The sequence below is a fragment of the Pyxidicoccus sp. M15 genome (genome assembly GCF_056858435.1).
Genome location: NZ_CM166495.1, coordinates 4,789,297 through 4,805,521, shown reverse-complemented (window position 1 = coordinate 4,805,521; position 16,225 = coordinate 4,789,297). Strand labels below are relative to the sequence as shown.

The 16,225-nt window shown below is 70.5% G+C and carries 16 protein-coding genes; 7 read left to right on the top strand and 9 right to left on the bottom strand.

The annotated features are described in order from the left end of the window. Positions 1–4 precede the first annotated feature (4 nt). Complete coding sequence (locus ACX9TP_RS18230; protein WP_482980994.1) at positions 5–169, top strand: hypothetical protein; 165 nt, start codon at positions 5–7, stop codon at positions 167–169. Between the two features lie 18 nt (positions 170–187). On the opposite strand, the gene ACX9TP_RS18225 is transcribed toward ACX9TP_RS18230, so the two are convergent. Then, entirely contained in the window at positions 188–1,195 is a 1,008-nt protein-coding gene (locus ACX9TP_RS18225) for a cupin-like domain-containing protein (protein WP_482980993.1), read from the bottom strand. 228 nt (positions 1,196–1,423) lie between these two features. Between ACX9TP_RS18225 and ACX9TP_RS18220 the strand changes: the two genes are divergently transcribed. Beyond that, positions 1,424–1,843 (top strand): hypothetical protein, encoded by a 420-nt coding sequence (locus tag ACX9TP_RS18220; protein ID WP_482980992.1) that lies wholly within the window; start codon positions 1,424–1,426, stop codon positions 1,841–1,843. A gap of 44 nt (positions 1,844–1,887) precedes the next feature. Then, a complete protein-coding gene (locus ACX9TP_RS18215) occupies positions 1,888–2,733 on the top strand; it encodes a hypothetical protein (protein WP_482980991.1) in 846 nt (281 codons plus the stop codon). 26 nt (positions 2,734–2,759) lie between these two features. Here ACX9TP_RS18215 and ACX9TP_RS18210 read toward each other — a convergent pair whose 3' ends face one another. The 4 genes from ACX9TP_RS18210 to ACX9TP_RS18195 form a co-directional block, all read right to left on the bottom strand. Continuing rightward, the gene (locus ACX9TP_RS18210; RefSeq protein WP_482980990.1) at positions 2,760–3,452 is read right to left on the bottom strand and encodes a RibD family protein; all 693 of its coding nucleotides are present in this window, start codon (positions 3,450–3,452) and stop codon (positions 2,760–2,762) included. Between the two features lie 75 nt (positions 3,453–3,527). Next, entirely contained in the window at positions 3,528–7,376 is a 3,849-nt protein-coding gene (locus ACX9TP_RS18205) for an ATP-binding protein (protein ID WP_482980989.1), read from the bottom strand. A gap of 231 nt (positions 7,377–7,607) precedes the next feature. After that, positions 7,608–8,459, bottom strand: a complete 852-nt coding sequence (locus tag ACX9TP_RS18200) for a class I SAM-dependent methyltransferase (RefSeq protein ID WP_482980988.1) — start codon at positions 8,457–8,459, stop codon at positions 7,608–7,610. Positions 8,460–8,529: 70 nt separating this feature from the next. After that, a complete protein-coding gene (locus ACX9TP_RS18195; protein WP_482980987.1) occupies positions 8,530–10,728 on the bottom strand; it encodes a hybrid sensor histidine kinase/response regulator in 2,199 nt (732 codons plus the stop codon). 273 nt (positions 10,729–11,001) lie between these two features. Between ACX9TP_RS18195 and ACX9TP_RS18190 the strand changes: the two genes are divergently transcribed. The 3 genes from ACX9TP_RS18190 (at position 11,002) to ACX9TP_RS18180 (ending at position 12,894) form a co-directional block, all read left to right on the top strand. Continuing rightward, on the top strand, positions 11,002–11,721 hold the full coding sequence (locus tag ACX9TP_RS18190) for a hypothetical protein (protein WP_482980986.1): 720 nt from the start codon (positions 11,002–11,004) through the stop codon (positions 11,719–11,721). 86 nt (positions 11,722–11,807) lie between these two features. Next, the gene (locus tag ACX9TP_RS18185) at positions 11,808–12,233 is read left to right on the top strand and encodes a GAF domain-containing protein (RefSeq protein ID WP_482980985.1); all 426 of its coding nucleotides are present in this window, start codon (positions 11,808–11,810) and stop codon (positions 12,231–12,233) included. Between the two features lie 4 nt (positions 12,234–12,237). Then, positions 12,238–12,894 carry a VTT domain-containing protein gene (locus ACX9TP_RS18180; protein WP_482980984.1) on the top strand — a complete coding sequence of 219 codons (657 nt, stop codon included), beginning with the start codon at positions 12,238–12,240 and terminating at the stop codon, positions 12,892–12,894. A 104-nt stretch (positions 12,895–12,998) separates the two neighbouring features. On the opposite strand, the gene ACX9TP_RS18175 is transcribed toward ACX9TP_RS18180, so the two are convergent. From ACX9TP_RS18175 to rdgC, 4 genes are all read right to left on the bottom strand, one after another. Beyond that, on the bottom strand, positions 12,999–13,394 hold the full coding sequence (locus ACX9TP_RS18175) for a hypothetical protein (protein ID WP_482980983.1): 396 nt from the start codon (positions 13,392–13,394) through the stop codon (positions 12,999–13,001). A gap of 26 nt (positions 13,395–13,420) precedes the next feature. Then, complete coding sequence (locus ACX9TP_RS18170) at positions 13,421–13,912, bottom strand: hypothetical protein (RefSeq protein ID WP_482980982.1); 492 nt, start codon at positions 13,910–13,912, stop codon at positions 13,421–13,423. A gap of 190 nt (positions 13,913–14,102) precedes the next feature. Further along, a complete protein-coding gene (locus ACX9TP_RS18165; protein WP_482980981.1) occupies positions 14,103–14,792 on the bottom strand; it encodes a hypothetical protein in 690 nt (229 codons plus the stop codon). Then, entirely contained in the window at positions 14,779–15,429 is a 651-nt protein-coding gene (gene rdgC / locus ACX9TP_RS18160) for a recombination-associated protein RdgC (protein WP_482980980.1), read from the bottom strand. The genes ACX9TP_RS18165 and rdgC overlap by 14 nt, the downstream gene beginning before the upstream one ends. 101 nt (positions 15,430–15,530) lie before the next feature. On the opposite strand from rdgC, the gene ACX9TP_RS18155 reads away from it, so the two are divergent. After that, positions 15,531–16,205, top strand: a complete 675-nt coding sequence (locus tag ACX9TP_RS18155; protein WP_482980979.1) for a hypothetical protein — start codon at positions 15,531–15,533, stop codon at positions 16,203–16,205. Positions 16,206–16,225: the final 20 nt, after the last annotated feature.

Here is a 16,225-nt window from a genome sequence, read left to right as displayed (position 1 = left end):
ATCGATGACGCCCCCCGAGCCGCTCCCGAAGATCGTCCCGAACCCGCCCCCCAACCCGCCCACCATCCGCCGCGAGGTGATTGTCCCCAACCCCGCCAGCCACTCGAGCCCGGACACCGAGCGGACCCGCCCGACGGCGCCGCCCACCACGCCGCCGCTGAAGAAGTGAGCGCCGCGCCCCGGCGCCTCACCGCAGCCTCCACCAGGTGTTGCCTCCGGGGACGTCGAACTCCTGGAAGGTGACGGACACGCTGACGTCGAGCGAGAGCACCTGGTGCCACCAGCCCGCGGGGATGAGCAACATCTCCCCGGGCCCCACCACGGCCTCCAGCACGTCCGCCTCCCGGTACGCCGGGAAGCGCTCCAGGTCCGGGGCATCCGCGTCCACCTGGCTCCACACGCTGCGGTGGCTGTACAGGTGGTGCGTCTGGAATGAGGGAATGAGCCGGAAGCGCTTGCGGCCGTGAATCTGCCCGAAGAACACGGTGCCCAGGTCGTGGTGCAGCGCCGTCCGCGTGCCCTCCGGTCCCACCCAGAGCTTCACCGCCCCGACGAGGTCCGTCTGGCGCAGCACCCCCGGGGGGTAGCGCACGTCCTCCAGCAGCGCGCGCAATTCCTGGCGCTCCAGCGCGAAGTTGCGCGCCGTGAGGTACAAGTCATTGGAGGGCCCGCCCTCCAGCAACCGGCGGATGAACTCCCCGAAGCGCATCACCGTGCGGCAGGCGTCCGGCTCCATGTCGTGGTCCGCGCGCGACTCACGGCCCGTCATCACCTCCACCTCGACATCGCCGAAGCGCTGCGCCAGCGCCTCGGGCCGCCAGCGCTCCAGGACGGGCCAGCCGTCCATGAAGTCCTCCAGGATGACGGGCCGGTGCGCGAGGTAGTAGCGCTCCATCAGCTCGCGCGAGGACACGCCGCGCCGACGCTCCAGGCGCTGGTGCCACCCTGACTGCCGATGAAGCGCCACGCGTGTATCGAGGAGCGCGCGCAACCTCCAGTGCCCCTCCGCGCGACGCCGCCCCTGCTCCACCGCCGGGTGCTGGAGGACGGACGCCACCTCGGACCGCGCACGCTCCGGGGCGAGGCCCGTCTGACGCAACGTGAGCTCCAGCGTTTGAGGCGCCACGCCCAGCACCAGGTTCTCCGCCAGCCAGGCCCGCCACTCAGGGGCCAGGTCCGATGCCACGTCGCCCATGTGTCCTCTCCGCTCGCGCCAGCCGGGAACAGGGCGCGAACTCTACAGCCCTGCCCGAAGGGCGGTCATGTTCACCGACGGGGTCTCCGGCGCCACCTCGCAGTGACGTGAGGCACTGGGAGGCGGCCGGCCAGGCCCCGTGCTGGCCGCCCCGCCGGGGACCGGGCCCGCTCCGCCGCTTCGGTCCGTTGGCGGACAGACACCTAGATTTGCGGCGGAGGCCCCCCAATGAAGACAGGCAGCGGCACGTCCCGGCTCTTCCGTCATGCGGCAGGCGCGGCGGTGCTCGCCGCCCTCGTTGGAGCCAGCGCCCCTGGTAGCGCCCGGGCGGAGGAGCAGGCGCCGCAGCTCACCTGCTACCAACTGGCATTGGACCAGGGCCTGACGGACGAGTACGCGGCCACGCAGCTGTGCCGGGGTGCCCGCTCGACTGCCCCCGCCCGGTGCTTCCTGCGGGTGCAGGACGAGGGCTCGCTGACGCAGGGGCAGGCGGTGCAGCTCTGCCAGTTCGCCACCCCCGAGGATGACCCCGCCGCGTGCTACCTGGAGGCGCGGGAGAAGTCGTTCATCGATTCGTCGCGCGGGGTGCAGCTCTGCCAGCCGCCCGTACAGGACGTGCTGCGCTACTGTCCCAACTACGTCCACTGAGCACCGCGCCTCACTTCACGCGGGGGACGGGCTAGAGTCGAGGAATGAAGGACCTTCCGACGGCCCGTGACCTGGAGCTGAGCGCGGCGGAAGCCCCGCCCCTCCCCCGGCAGCTGCTGGCGCCCGGGAGTGAAGCGCTCGCCATGCTGGTGCGCCGGGGCTTCCAGCCGACGGTGGCCCCGCTGGACCTCCCCTTCCCCACGGACCTGGAGCCGGAGCTCATGGAGCGGCTCGTCGAGCGGCTCGGCCACTACGCGTTCCGCCTCTTCCTGCGTGGGGCCATCCTGCGGCGTGGCCCCTTCCAGCCCGCCGAGGCGACGAAGTACCTGGAGGAATCCCAGGCGGCCACGTTCGCCGAGGACCTGGTGTCGCTGGGGCTCGCGGCGCGAGAGGACGCGGGGCGCTACAGCCTGACCTACCCCGCCGCCAGCTTCGGCGGCACGCTGGAGTGGTACGTGGCGCGCGAGCTTCGCGTGCGGCTCGGCTTCGACGTGGCCGTGGGCGTCAAGTTCCACGCGCCCGAGGTGGGCGGAGACCTGGACGTGGTGGCAGCCGCGGAGGGCAAGCTGCTGTACCTGGAGATGAAGTCCTCGCCGCCCAAGCACCTGGCACCCGACGAGGTGGGCGCCTTCTTCCGCCGCGTGCGCGCGCTGCGCCCGCACCTGGCCATCTTCGTCATGGACACCGCGCTCCGGCTCTCCGACAAGGTGCTGCCGCTGCTCCAGTCGGAGCTGAGCACCCAGCCGCCTCCCGCGCCCCGGCGCGTCCTGCGCGAGGTCTGGGCGCTCACCCCGCACCTCTATGTCGTCAACGCCCGGCAGGATCTGCTGACCAACATCGCCGTCGCCATCGCGGAAGGCTTCCGCGCGCTTGCGCCGCCACCTCCCTGAGCGCGCGGGCCCGTGCGCGGGGTGCGTCAGCGCTTCAGCTTGTAGCGCAGCCAGAGCAGGTCGCCCTTGCGCTTCTCGAAGGAGACCAGCTTGAGGTGACGCACGGGGCCCTTCCCTTCTCGCGCATCGAAGAGCGCCGGGGTGCCGATGGAGCCGTCCGCGATGGGCGCCACCAGCACGCTCAGCTCATCGATGAGGTCCGCGGCCAGGAAGGAGCCGTTGATCTTCCCCCCGCCTTCGAGGAGCAGCTTCTTGATGCCGAACTCCTTCCGGAGCTTCTCGAGCACCCTCTTCAGGTTCAGGTCCGTCGCGCCGCCGAACAGGTACGAGACGCCCCGGGCCTGGAGGAACGCCAGGTAGTCGTCCGAGACCTGCTCGGTGAGGATGGTGATGACGTGCTCCTCGTCGATGGAGCTCGATTTCCAGGTGAGCTTGCCGGAGGGGTCCAGCGCGATGGCGTACGACTCCGCGTCGCGGCGCGCGATGAAGTCCGTTCGCGGAATCGGCTGCTGCACCTTGCGCGCCGGGACTCTCGCCTTCCCGGCGTAGGGCTCCATGGAGATGCGGCCAATCATCCACGCATCCGCGTCGAACGTCCGGGCCGTGTTCTCGTACTCGGCGGTGACGCCGGGCGACAGCTTCCATCTCGTGGTGACGATGCGCCCGTCGAGGGACGGGACCATGTGGCAGATCACATACGGGCGTTGCGTTCTCTTCATCTGCAAGAACCTCGATGGCACCACTGCGTCAGGGTATGCGGGACAGCGAGCGATTGAGCAGGGGCGTGCCCTTGGCTAGAGCCGCGTCCTGTCCCCGCCCTTCTCCGAAAGCCCGTTGAGCAGCGCCTCGACCGTTTCGAGACGAACGGGCTTCACCAGGTGCGCGTTGAACCCCGCCTCGTGCGAGCGCAGGCGGTCCGACTCCTGGCCATAGCCGGTGAGGGCGACGAGCTTCACGGCCGCGAGCGCGGGAGTGCCCCGGAGGCGGCGCGCCAGCTCATACCCGTCCATGACGGGCAGCCCGATGTCGAGGAGCGCGAGGTCTGGCTGGAAGCCCTCCGCGATGCGCAGCGCGGAGGGACCGTCGTAGGCGATGCGCGTCGCATGCCCCAGGGACTGGAGGAACTCGCCCAGCAGGTCCGCCGCGTCCTCGTTGTCGTCCACCACGAGAATCCTGCGTCCCGTCTCCCGCGGGGGCGCCTCCGCCGCGACCTCGTCGGTGGCGGAAGGCCTCGCGCTCTGCTGCGCCGCGAGGGGAAGCTGGAAGGAAAACTCGCTTCCGTGCCCCTTTCCCTCGCTGTGCACGGACACCGCACCCCCGTGCATCGCCACGATGCTGCGCACGATGGCGAGCCCCAGGCCCAGGCCTCCCTGGGAGCGGTCCAGCGCCTGGCGCTCCTGCACGAAGAGCTCGAAGACGCGCGGCAGCATCTCCGGCGCGATGCCGATTCCGTTGTCGCGCACCGCGAGGCGGACCTTCGTCTGCTCGCGCACGGCGGTGATGTGGATGCGCCCCCCCGGCTCGGTGTACTTCGCCGCGTTGGTCAGCAGGTTCAAGACGACCTGCGCGAGGCGGGTCGGGTCGGCATCCACCGCCAGCCCCCGGGGAGGCACCTCCACCGTGAGGTGGTGCTGATGCTGCTCCAGGAGCGGGCTCGCCATCTCGATGGCCCTGGCCACGACTTCCGCGAGCTCGACGACCTGCTTCTTGAGCTCCACCTTGCCGCGGGTGATTCGCGACACGTCGAGCAGGTCGTCCACCAGCCGCATGAGATGGTCGACCTGCCGCTCGATGACCTTTCGCTCCTTCTGGGCCGTCTCACCCAGGCGCAGCCGCATCAGGTGGAGCGCCGTGGTGATGGGGGCGAGCGGGTTGCGCAGCTCGTGGCCCAGCATGGCCAGGAACTCGTCCTTGGCGCGGTTGGCGGACTCCGCGTCACGCGTCGCCGACTCCAGGCTCTGCCGCGCGCGCACCTGCTCGGTGATGTTGATGGCCACCACCATGATGCCGTCCACCGCGCCCGAGGCATCCCGCACCGGGAACGCGTTGAAGGTGAAGAACGTCTCCTCCACCCCCCGGCCCAGGTCCAGCTCGGCCCGGAACTCATCCGCCACGAACGGCTCACCCGTCTGGTAGACGCGGTCGTACATCTGCTCGACGGCCGTGCCCTTCGCCTCGGGAAACACCTCGGTGATGGTGCGGCCGAGCAGCTCCTGCTTGCCGACCATCACCTGGTAGCGGGGATTGGCGAGTTCGAAGACGTGCTTCGGTCCCCGCAGCACCACGATGGGCACGGGGGCCTGCTCGAAGAGCGCATACATCTTCTCCCGCTCGCGCAGTGCGGCGCGCCGCAGCTCCGACAGCTGGAGGTGGGTGGCGACGCGTGCCACCAGCTCGCGCGCGGAGAAGGGCTTGATGAGGTAGTCGTCCACGCCCACCTCCAGCCCCTCGATGCGCGACTCCTCTCCCGCCCGCGCCGAGAGCATGATGACGGGAATGGCCTTCAGTCGCTCATCCGCGCGCAGCGCCTGGAGCAGGCCGAAGCCGTCGAGGTTGGGCATCATCACGTCCGTGAGGACCAGGTCGGGCAGCTGGCGCCGCGCGGCCTCCAGCGCCAGGGCACCGTCGGCCACGGCCTCGACATTCCAGCGCTCGCCCAAGAGCCGCCGGACGTAGTCGCGCATGTCCGCGTTGTCGTCCGCGAGCAGGATGCACGCGTTCGGATTCGCCGCGAGCCCCCCCAGCTCCGTCGCCGGAAGCAGGGAGGCTTCCAGCCCCCGGAGAGACTCCGCCGTGTCACTTCCGGGCAGCCAGCGCAGCGCCTCCTGCACGTAGGGCGCCGCGCCCGTCGCGGTGGCGACGAGGGTGTGCTTCGCGCGGACCCGTTCCCGTGGCAGGTGCGCGAGTCCTCGCGGAACACAGACGCGGAAGCGGGTGCCCTGCCCCACCTGGCTGGAGACCTCGATGGAGCCTCCGTGAAGCCGCACGAGCTCATGGACGAGCGCAAGGCCAATCCCGGAGCCCTCGTGCGTGCGCGAGCGCGCCCCCTGGACCCGGTGGAAGCGCTTGAAGATGTCGGGGAGCTCGTTCTCGGGGATGCCCGTCCCGGTGTCCCGCACCACCAGCTCCACCGAATCCCCGAGCCAGCGCAGCGCGATGCCAATCTCCCCTTCGAACGTGAACTTGAACGCATTCGAGAGCAGGTTGAGGACGATCTTCTCCCACATGTCGTGGTCGACGTAGACGTGCTCGGGAAGCGGGGGGCACTCGACCACGAATCCCAGGCCGGCGCGCTCGATGGCCGCTCGGAACGCGCTGGCGAGGTCGGTCGTCACGGCGGCCAGGTCCGTGGGCTCGTAGGACGCCGTCGCGCGCCCGGCCTCGATGCGCGAGAAGTCGAGGAGCGAGTTGACCAGCTTCAGCAGGCGCAGGGCGTTGCGGTAGACGACGTTGAGGTTCTCCCCCGTGAGCGCCCGCTGCGGGGACGCGAGCGCGTCCTCGGTCGGCCCGAGCATCAAGGCCAGCGGCGTCCGGAACTCATGGCTGACGTTGCTGAAGAAGGCCGTCTTCGCGAGGTCCAGCTCGGCCAGGGCCTCGGAGCGACGGCGCTCCTCCTCGTATGCACGCGCATTGGTGATGGCCGTCACCACCTGGTCGGCGGCCAGCTGGAACAGGCCCAGGTAGTGCTCGTCGAACGCGCGACGGGGGTTCAGCCCGCTGACGAGGAAGCCATACGGCTGCTGCTGGCCCGGGCGAGTGAGTGGCACGGCGATGGCGCGCGCCGGGGGCACCCCATAGGTGCCGCCGGGCAGGGCCCCGAAGCGGGCCCCGAGCCCGTCCACGAGGACGTGCCCCCCGCGCTCCGCCTCGGCGAAGGGCCAGGGCGAGGAGCCGTCCGTGAGTGACAGGCGCTCGGCCCTGGCCGGCCCCGAGTACCCGTCCAGGCCGCTGGTGCTGGCGAGCCGGACCTCACGTCCCTCTCCCTCCAGGAGGTAGATGAGCGAGAACGGAAGGTCCGCCGTGTTCGTCGCGAAGACGGCGCTCGACAGCGCGCAGGCCTCATCCACGGACCTGGCGTCCGACAGCCGCGCCGCGAGGTCGCGGAGCAGCCGCAGTTGCCGCTCTCCATGCACCTTCTGCGTCGTCTCCTGCACGGTGTTCAGCACGCCGCCGACCCGGCCTTCGTCGTCGGGAACGGGGCTGTACGAGAACGTGTGGAACGTCTCCTCGACGAAGCCACGGCTGTTGATGAAGAGCTGGAGGTCCTCGTGCCAGTGCGTCGGCCCGCCGGCGAGGACGCCCTCCGCCATGGGACCGACGATGTCCCAGATTTCCGGCCAGATGCGACGCGCGGGAGCCCCCATGGAGGCCGGGTGCTTGAGGCCCAGCACCGGGCGGTAGGCGTCGTTGTAGATCTGGAGCATGTCGGGCCCCCACCACATGAGCATGGGGAAGCGACTGCCGAGGATGACGCCCACCATCGTCTTCAGGCTGCGCGGCCAGCTCGCGACGGGCCCCAGACCGGTCCGGGACCAGTCGATGGACCGCATCAACGCCCCCATCTGCCCGCCTCCCTGGAGGCAGTCCTCATCGGCGGTCTGCCCATCCGGCAGACCCAGGGGGTGGCGTTCAGCAACCGACATACCAGGACACCTCCAGGAGCGCGCGTCCCGAGCGCTGTTCAAGGCACGGAAGCTAGCGCGGGGCCGACCGGAACACGGCGAGAACCCGAACGGATTCTGGGAAGAACGGGGGTGACCCCACGGCGACCGACGAGCGGAGCGGGGGCTGGAACCGCGCACGGTGGACGGGCGAGCAGACAGGTCCACGAGCACGCCTGGCCGGGCTCGCCCGGCCGTTCACCGCGAACGTCTTCAGGACCGTGTCGACACGGTGAGCCTCGTGACGCCACCCAGGGTGACCCGCTCTCCGACGCGGTGCTTTTCCACCTCGGCGCAGATGTCCGCCTCCCACGCGCGCTGCAGGTGCGCTGGCATTTCGTCGACGAGCTTCACCAGGGGCCCGCCCAGCTCGCGAACCCAGGCCACGATGCCGCTTCCATCGCTGGCCTCCACGACGGGGACGTCCAGGTCCTCCGACGCCTCCACGGAGAAGCCGTTGCGCCGCAGGGCCGCGTCCAGGGTGGCGCTGTCCGCGTGACGAAAGACTCCGGGGCCGTCGGAGCCCGAGATGGGAAAAGGCACGTCTCGATAACGCTCGAGCATCCGCCGGGGAAGCGAAGCCCAGGGAACCCGAGCGGGCTCGGCCCACGAGGCGATGACGAGCACGCCGCCGGGCTTCAGCGCGCGGTGGATGGACTGCAGGGCCCGCTCCGGGGCAGGCATGTACATCAAGCCCCAGCGCAATGTCGCCACGTCGAAGGACTGCCCACCGACCTCGAGCGCTTCGGCATCCGCCACCCGGAACTCGACATTCCCGAGGCCCTCACGGCTCGCCCTTTCGCGGGCGAGCCGCAGCACTCCTTCCCCCATGTCGGTCGCGAGCACCCGGCCGTGCGGGCCCACCCGGTGGGCCGCGGGCAGGGCCGGTTCGCCTCGGCCCGAGGCAATGTCCAGGACGCGCATTCCCGTCGAGACGCGCCCGAGGTCGAGCATGCGCTCACTCACCGGACGGGAGAGTCGCGCTTCCATCTCATCGTGCCGACGCCAGAACTCGACCATCCGGGCTCGGGTCGCCTCCTGCTGCCTGCGCTCGACGTCATCCATGCCTGAGCTCCTGTCGACCAGGTTGTGAGCGAGGATACAGGCCGGGCTCGCGTCATCACACTTCGTCTGCTCAGGGCGCCGCGAGCACCTCGCGCAGCCGGACGATGTCCACGGGCTTCACCACGTGCTCGTCGAAGCCGGCCTGGATGGCGCGGGCACGGTCCTCCTTCAGGCCGTAGCCTGTCAGCGCAATGAGGCGCGGCCCGCGCCCCGTCTCTTCGGACGCACGGAGTGCCCTGGCCACCGCATAGCCGTCCAGCCCCGGCAGGCCGATGTCCAGGAGGACGACGTCGGGGCGCAGCTCGCGCGCCTTCTCCAGTCCGGACGGGCCGTCCGCCGCCTCGTGGACCGTGTGGCCGTCCGCCTCCAGCAGCTCGCGCACCAGCTGGCGGCTGTCGGCGTGGTCCTCCACCAGCAGGATGCGGCGCGCCACACCAGGGCCCACCGCGCCACCCATCGACTGCGCCGCCTCCACCACCTCGCCCCGGGGCAGGCGCACCGTGAAGGTGCTCCCGCGCGAGGTGCCCTCGCTGCGCGCCTCCACCGTGCCCCCGTGCAGCTCCACCAGACGCTTCACCAGGGTGAGCCCCACGCCCAGCCCGCCCTGCGAGCGGTCCAGGGTGCGGTCCGCCTGGAAGAAGAGGTCGAAGACGCGCGGCAGCACCTCCGGCGGCAGGCCCACGCCGGTGTCGGAGACCTCCAGCACCACCTGCTCCGCCTCCACGTGCGTGCGCACGGTGACGCGACCTCCGTCCGGCGTGTACTTGAGGGCGTTGGACACCAGGTTGGTGACCACCTGGCCGAGGCGGTTCTCATCGCCCTCCATCAGCGCCGGCGCCACCCGCACGTCGAGCTGGTGCGCCTGCGTCCTCCCGGAGGACTCCAGCGCGGCGACGGCGCGGTGCACGCACTCGCCCAGGTCCATGACGCCCTTCTGGAGGGTGATGCGGCCGCTGCTGACGCGAGCCACGTCGAGCAGGTCATCCACCAGCCGGGCCAGGTGGAAGGCCTGCCGCTCCACCAGCGCCCGGGTCCGCTCGCGGCGCGCCTCGTCGCGGGCGATGGAGAGCACCTTCACGCCGCTGGTGATGGCGGACAGGGGATTGCGCAGCTCATGCCCCAGCATGGCCAGGAACTGGTCCTTGGCGCGGTTGGCGGCCTCGGCCTCGGCGCGCGCGGCCTCGGCCTCGCGCATCTTCGCGCGCAGGGCCTCCTCCCGCTCCGCCACCAGCGCGGTGGTGCGCGCGAGCGCCACCCTCACCTCTTCCAATTCGGAGATGCCGGTGGTGGGCAGCTGGGTGAAGGCGGCGGGCGTGGCCGCGCTGTCCGTCGCCGCGCGGGCCAGGGCCCTCAGCGGGTGGGTGATGCGGCGGCCCATCAGCGTCGCCCAGCCCGCGGCGACGGCGCAGCACACCAGCCCCGCCGCCAGCAGCGCGAGGAGCGAGCGCTCCAGGGGCGCCGCGAAGATGACGCGCGGCGCGGAGAAGACCATCGTCCAGGGCACCACCTGCGAGCGCGCCACCGCCGAGTAGGCCTTCATGCCGTCCGCCGTCACCGACGGGAAGAAACCCTCGCTGCCGGCCGCGCGCATGCTCGTGATGAACGCCGTGGGCGCCGTCGTACCGACGAAGCGGTCCGCGGCGCGGCTGCGCGAGAGGATGACGCCCTCTTCGTCCACCAGCGTGCCGACCCAGTCCGTGGGGATGCGCTGCTCGGTCCAGAGCTTGTCGAAGTGCTGCATCGAGTGGTGCGCCAGCAGGATGCCGATGATGCGCTCCCCGCTGCGCACCGGCATCGCCACCACCACCATGGGCGGGCCCTGCATGCGCGCGAAGGGGTAGTCCGAGATGACCGGACGGCCCGTCTCCAGGACCGTTCGCAGGTAGGGGCGGTCGACCGGGCTGGGGGCGCTCTCCCCGAACGGCTGGTCGGTGGTGAAGCGCGTCCGTCCGTCCACGTCCAACAGCGCCAGCGACGTCCAGGGCTGGCGTGAGTGCACGACGGCCGAGCACGTCGCGTAGAAGGTCTTCAGGTCGCCGCGAGACAGGGGCTCGGAGTGGGAGAGGACCTCCAGCGCGCGGATGGACTGTCCCAATTCGCGGTCCACCGCCAGCGCCAGGGCCCGGGCCGTTTCGCGCATGCCCTGCTCGCGGGCCAGGCGCTGCGAGACGGTGAAGCGGTCCACCACCCCCGCCGTGAAGACGACCAGGGGGATGAGCAGCCCGAGCGCGAGCCAGGCCAGATGGAACCGTAACGGACGCGCCTTCATCGACCTGCTTCCAGGAGGGACTCGAGAATGAGGGAGGTCGGCGCCACCTCGCGGTGGCGCCGCGCGCATCCTGCCCGGCTTCGGGGTCCCGCCCCACCCTCCTGCGCGGGACTGGCACGGGTTGAACAGTCCGTCCCAGACGGCCGTGGCCGACCCGCACATGGGGTGTCAGCCCCGGCCTTCCGGCCCGCGCGTCCGGCGGGGCCGCGGACACGTCCCCGTCCGAGCTATCCTGGAGCCCATCCCGACCGCGCGTGGGAAGAAGGGGCTGCCGTGCGACTCGCGCCATGGATGCTGGGGGCCGTACTCACGGTGCTGGCCGGCTGCGCGCCCACCACGTTGAGCCCCATGGGCATCCGGATGGTGCCCGGCAGCCTGGACCACGTGACGAAACGTGCCGGCCTGCGCACCGGGCCCCGGCTGACCGTGCCCCTCCAGGCCCCGGAGGACTTCGAGGGCAACCGCAAGCCCTTCTCCTCGCCCCAGTGGAGCGTGGCGTACGACGCGGACCTCCTCATTCCGGTGAGCGCCAGCACCCGGGTGCACGTGGGCTTCCAGGGCGAGGTGGGCTGCGACGAGATTGAAGCCACCTGCCCCGTCCCCGTGCCCGGCTACGGCCTGTCCATGGGCCTGTCCCACTACTTCCAGTTCGGAGACGTGAGCATCGCGCCCGCGGTGATGCTGCGCGGGGCCACGGACTTCGGCCTGGGCACGGTGGGAGGCCCCGGCAGCATCCTGGGCGTGGAGGCCTCCGCGTCGCTCGCGGTGCACATGGACGACACGGTGGTGGGGGTGGTGCCCTTCCTCGGCGTGCACCGGCTCGTCATCTCGGACCGCACGGCCTCGGCCACCTACGGAGGCCTGGCGCTCGTGGGCCACTTCGAGCTGGGCGACGGCGAGTTCATCGAGCTCACCGCCGGCGCCGGCCGCGTGGACATGCGCGGCGTGGAGCCCTGGTTCGCGCCCATCTTCGGCCTCCGCGGCGGCCCCTGAGCCGGCCGTCCAACGTCGACTGCCGCATGGTTGCCGGGCCGGCGCGTTGACGCGCTCGCGGACGGGGACGCACAGTCAGACACGCCATGAGCATGAATTCCCCCTCGTATCAGGCGTGGCTGGAGGCCTTCGCCGCCGAGCACGGTGCCGCCGCGGGCACCGTCCACGTCCAGCGCGGAGAAGACCTGGAGCTGGTGGCGGCCCTCAACATCCCGCCGCCCGTGCTGAATGCCGTCCGCCACGTGCCGCGCGGCAAGGGCATGGCCGGACTGGCTCAGGTGCGCAGGGCGCCGGTGCAGACGTGCAACCTGAAGGAGGACGACACCGGCCGCATCAAGCCGGGCGCGAAGGCCGTGGAGGCGCGCGCGGCGGTGGCGCTGCCCGTGCTGGACGGCGCGGGACAGGTGCGCGCGGTGGTGGGCATCGCCTTCATGGCGGAGGGAGAGATTCCCGCCGAGCGCGAGCAGTCGTTGATGTCCGCCGCGGCCCGGCTCCCTCTCGGGGATGTTTGAGAGGTTGGCGCGGGCGCGTGCCGTGGCGGGCTGGGTGGCCTTCTGCGCGCTGCTGCTGGCGCTCGTCCTGGTGCCCTTCGCCCTCTTCGGCGCCGACGTGGATGCAGTGGCGCAGCGGTTCCTCTCCGCGCGCCCTCCGGCGTGGCAGGTGGCGCTGGTGCTGGGGGGACTCCTGGCCGGAGACACCCTCCTGCCCGTGCCCTCCAGCCTCGTGAGCACCGCGGCCGGAGGGCTGCTGGGCTTCTGGGGCGGGCTGGCCACCAACTGGCTGGGGATGATGGTGGCGTGCGTGCTGGGCTACGGCCTGGGCGCGAGGGCGGGGACGGTGGCGCTGCGGCGCATGGCGGGTGACGCGGAGGTGGAGCGACTGGCGCGCGCCTCCGAAGGGCTGGGCCCCTGGTTCCTGCTGGTGTTTCGCGCGGTGCCGGTGCTGGCGGAGGCCTCCGTCGTCTTCGCGGGCACCAGCCGCATGTCCCCGCGGAGCTTCTTCACGGTGTGCGCCCTGTCCAACCTGGGCGTGTCGGCCACGTATGCGGCCCTCGGCGCCACGGCGGCGAGGCTGGAGTCCTTCCTCGTCCTCTTCGCGGGCATGGTGCTGGTGCCCGGCCTGGCGCTCGCGTGGGTGCGCCGCCGGAGCCGTGCGCCCGCGGCTTCACGCTGAGGCTCGAAGCTCCTGGAGGTGGGAGCGCGAGGGGCGTAATGGGCGTCACGCACGTGGGCCTGCCCACCGCCGCGGACTCCGTCTACATGTTCGAGGCGAAGCCTCTACTCGAGCTCTCCCTTCCATTCTTCATCCGTCTTCAGCTCGTCCGGAAGAGGCGCGACCATGAACAGCAACCTGCCTTGCGCCTGAACGGCCATGAAGCCCTTGCCAGCGATCCTCACACGCACAGAATCCCGGGCGTTCCCGCTGGCAAGCCACTGGTCCGCCTCCTCTCGCGTCGCGAAATCATGAGAGACCTCGACCGTGAAGGAGGTATCGGAAAACTTCTTGTAGTATCTGGTGAAGTCGTCCTCCTTCGCGTTGTCTCGGATATAGAGCAATGCGGCCTGGGCAAGCTGGAGCGCTTCCCGTTCCTTGGAGCCCTCCGCCTGACTCTCGATGAAGGGGTTTAGAGCGAGGAGCATGTCTTCCAAATCGGGACCTGGCGTCTGTGCCATATCGCCACCTGATATCCGCCACTCGCTCACAATGGGGCAAGAACCAACGCACCACCCGCTGCGATGGCAACGACGTAGGGAGCGGCAATCACACCTGCGACGATGACGATGGTTCCAACCGCCACCTCCGTCTTGTGCTCCCTGAGCCATTCGAGAGCGGCATTCATGGTCGGAAAGTGAAGTTCCTTCTTCTGCGCATCCTGTCTCTCCAGTTCCTCCTGCTCCTGGATGCACCTCATGAACTCTTCGCGGCACGTCTTGGTACAATGCTCATGGTGCATGCCAGAGCCCTTTTGGATGCTTGAGATGCTTGGCTTGCGATTCCAGCACGCCTTGAAGCACTGTTTTTGCAGTTCGTTGCAGTAGGCTTCCGCCCCGGACCCGCCAGTTCCGCTCCCACCCTCAGAGCCGACTCCGTTTGCGTCCTCGGAAATGACGTAGACGTTTCGCTTTGGCTCCTGCTGGGAATGGGCGCATCCGAAGCTGGCTATCGCCATGGCCACCAGCAGTGCCGCCAAGCCTGTTGGACGTACTGGGAGCATGGCCCACCTCGAAGGGGCACTATGCCTGTTCTCGGTGTAAGCCGCCAAGACGGTGGCAGGAGCCTGGCCAGTACAGCAGTGCTCCGGAGTCCTGAAGAGATCTTCGCGGGGCTTCGACGCTGAGCCGGGAGCGCTCACGAGGCGCGCCCGGTTCCCGTCCCGCGGTTCAGGCCCGCGCGGTGCGGGCGTCGCGGCCCCGGGCGCGGGCGGCCTTGGAGAGCGCGTTGGCCCCCTTCTCGTCGCCGCGCATCCACTCCTTCATGGCGGGCACCACCTGCTTGCTCCAGGCCTTGCCCGCGCGGATGCCGAGGAAGTCCTTCACCAGCGTGTCGACCATCGCCGACAGCTGCTCGGTGAGGAAGAGGCGCTCGGAAATCTGGTCGTCCTCCTCCTCGCTCATCAGCGCCGGGAGCTTCGCCGCACGCACGTCGAGGAACTCGGAGTCCAGCGTGACTTCGTACTCCTTCTCGCCGTTGGTGAGCCGCAGCCGCGCCTGGGCCACCAGCAGCCCCCGGTCCAGCGAGTGCTTCACCTGCTCGGAGTACGGCGCCAGCGTGCCCTTGGCGCTCATCTCGGTGACGTCGCCCGCCACGCCGCGCAGCACCACCCGGCCCATGAAGAGCACGGTGACGCCCTCGCCCTCGTGCTCGATGAGCGTGTCGCCCGACTCCGAGCGCCACAGCAGCCACGTGAGGAACTCGCGTCCCAGGTAGGCCCGGCCGCGCAGCAGCGCTTCGCGGGCCTTGCCCTTCTCGACTTCGGCCTCGTCCTGCTTCTCCTCGGTGGCGGCGCCGTCCACGCCGGTGTCGCCCCGCATGAAGGCCGCCTCGGCCCGAGCCTGCTCACGCCCCGCCATGGGACACCTCCTCCACCGCCGTCGCCGGCAGGTCCATGCCAATCAGCTCCGCCGTGGGCCCCAGCGAGGCCTCGTCGAGCCCCTCGGTCCGCGCCTGGTCCGCCGGCGTCATGCCGATGAACTTCACGCTCAGCGCGCTCTCCAGCGCCACCATGATTTCGTCCACCGTCTTGCGCGACGCGGCCCAGATCTGCACCTGCTGCGTCTTCAGGTTCCAGCTCACGTCCAGCACGGCGGTGCGCGGCGTGGCGCGGTTGCGCAGCATCTGCCGGATTTCACCCTTGAACTGCGTCTTCTCGCCGCGGCTGGGCGGACGGTCATTCTCCTTCTCGAAGGCGGCGGCCCACTTCGTCAGCTCGGCCTTCATCGCCGCCGCGGGCACCTTGATGGAGTCGATGCGGAAGGCGAACAGCGCGTACTCGCCGTAGAAGAGGTGGCTGGTGGCGAAGTCGATGGAGTCGGCGTTCTCCAGCTCCACGAAGCCGGCCGCGCGTTCCTCCTCGGACTTGCGGTCGATGGGCTCGAACGCGTGCGCCTTGAGGCCGCGCGTGAGCCAGCGCTTGATATCAGAGGGCGCTTCCTTCGCCGGTTCAGCCCGGAAGCGCGAGAAGGTGACGGCACCACGAAGGACGGGCATGGGGCGCGGCAGGATGGGGGCCCCGCGCCGCGCCGTCAAGGCACTCCCTGTCGCTGGACGCCCCCTCTTGTCCGCCTGCGTTTTCGCGGTAGCGTTTCCCCATGTCCCGTCTTCTCGCGCTCCTCTTCATGTGTGCGCTCCTGCCCCGCCAGGCGCTCGCTCAGGACACCGCCTCCCCCGCTCCCGCGGAGGACGCCGTGGTGGCGCCGCCGCTCGTGTCCGCGCCGGAGCAGGTGGAGCCGGAGTCCTTCGCCCCCACGTCCATGCAGCCCGAACCCCGGAACGCCGACGAGGGCATCCCGGCCGCGCCCCGCATCCTCCTGGAGACGCTGTCGGGCGGCGCGGGAATGCTGGTGGGCGGCCTGGCGGGGCTCACGCTCGGCGTGGTGACGACGGAATGCTCCCTCTTCGAGACGGACTGCACCACGGCGGCACTCTTCGGACTGTCCGGCATGGCGCTCGGCGCCACATTCGCGACGTGGGGCGTGGGCAAGGCGATGCGAGGCAGGGGCGGCTTCCTGAGCACGCTCATCGGCGCACTGCTCGGCACGGGCGCGGGGCTGGTTGCGCTGTCCGCGGACACGGACACGCTGGGGCCCATCGGGCTGCTGTCCCTGCCCGCCATTGGAGCGATGTTGGGCTTCGAGTTGTCCGGGCTCACGGACCCGGGCCCCTCTTCCCACTTCTCGCTGACGGAAGGCCGCCCTTCCGTGACGCCCGCCTTCGGCGCCACGCCGCACGGCGGCTTCATGGGCGGCGTCGTCGGCCGGTTCTGATTCTTCAACGCGAGTTCACC

Coding starts and splice junctions, on each gene's coding strand:
- ACX9TP_RS18200 (WP_482980988.1), bottom strand. CDS start 8,459: ATGGATGACGTCGAGCGCAGGCAGCAGGAGGCGACCCGAGCCCGGATG.
- ACX9TP_RS18230 (WP_482980994.1), top strand. CDS start 5: ATGACGCCCCCCGAGCCGCTCCCGAAGATCGTCCCGAACCCGCCCCCC.
- rdgC (WP_482980980.1), bottom strand. CDS start 15,429: ATGCCCGTCCTTCGTGGTGCCGTCACCTTCTCGCGCTTCCGGGCTGAA.
- ACX9TP_RS18220 (WP_482980992.1), top strand. CDS start 1,424: ATGAAGACAGGCAGCGGCACGTCCCGGCTCTTCCGTCATGCGGCAGGC.
- ACX9TP_RS18225 (WP_482980993.1), bottom strand. CDS start 1,195: ATGGGCGACGTGGCATCGGACCTGGCCCCTGAGTGGCGGGCCTGGCTG.
- ACX9TP_RS18155 (WP_482980979.1), top strand. CDS start 15,531: ATGTCCCGTCTTCTCGCGCTCCTCTTCATGTGTGCGCTCCTGCCCCGC.
- ACX9TP_RS18210 (WP_482980990.1), bottom strand. CDS start 3,452: ATGAAGAGAACGCAACGCCCGTATGTGATCTGCCACATGGTCCCGTCC.
- ACX9TP_RS18205 (WP_482980989.1), bottom strand. CDS start 7,376: ATGTCGGTTGCTGAACGCCACCCCCTGGGTCTGCCGGATGGGCAGACC.
- ACX9TP_RS18195 (WP_482980987.1), bottom strand. CDS start 10,728: ATGAAGGCGCGTCCGTTACGGTTCCATCTGGCCTGGCTCGCGCTCGGG.
- ACX9TP_RS18165 (WP_482980981.1), bottom strand. CDS start 14,792: ATGGCGGGGCGTGAGCAGGCTCGGGCCGAGGCGGCCTTCATGCGGGGC.
- ACX9TP_RS18175 (WP_482980983.1), bottom strand. CDS start 13,394: ATGGCACAGACGCCAGGTCCCGATTTGGAAGACATGCTCCTCGCTCTA.
- ACX9TP_RS18215 (WP_482980991.1), top strand. CDS start 1,888: ATGAAGGACCTTCCGACGGCCCGTGACCTGGAGCTGAGCGCGGCGGAA.
- ACX9TP_RS18185 (WP_482980985.1), top strand. CDS start 11,808: ATGAGCATGAATTCCCCCTCGTATCAGGCGTGGCTGGAGGCCTTCGCC.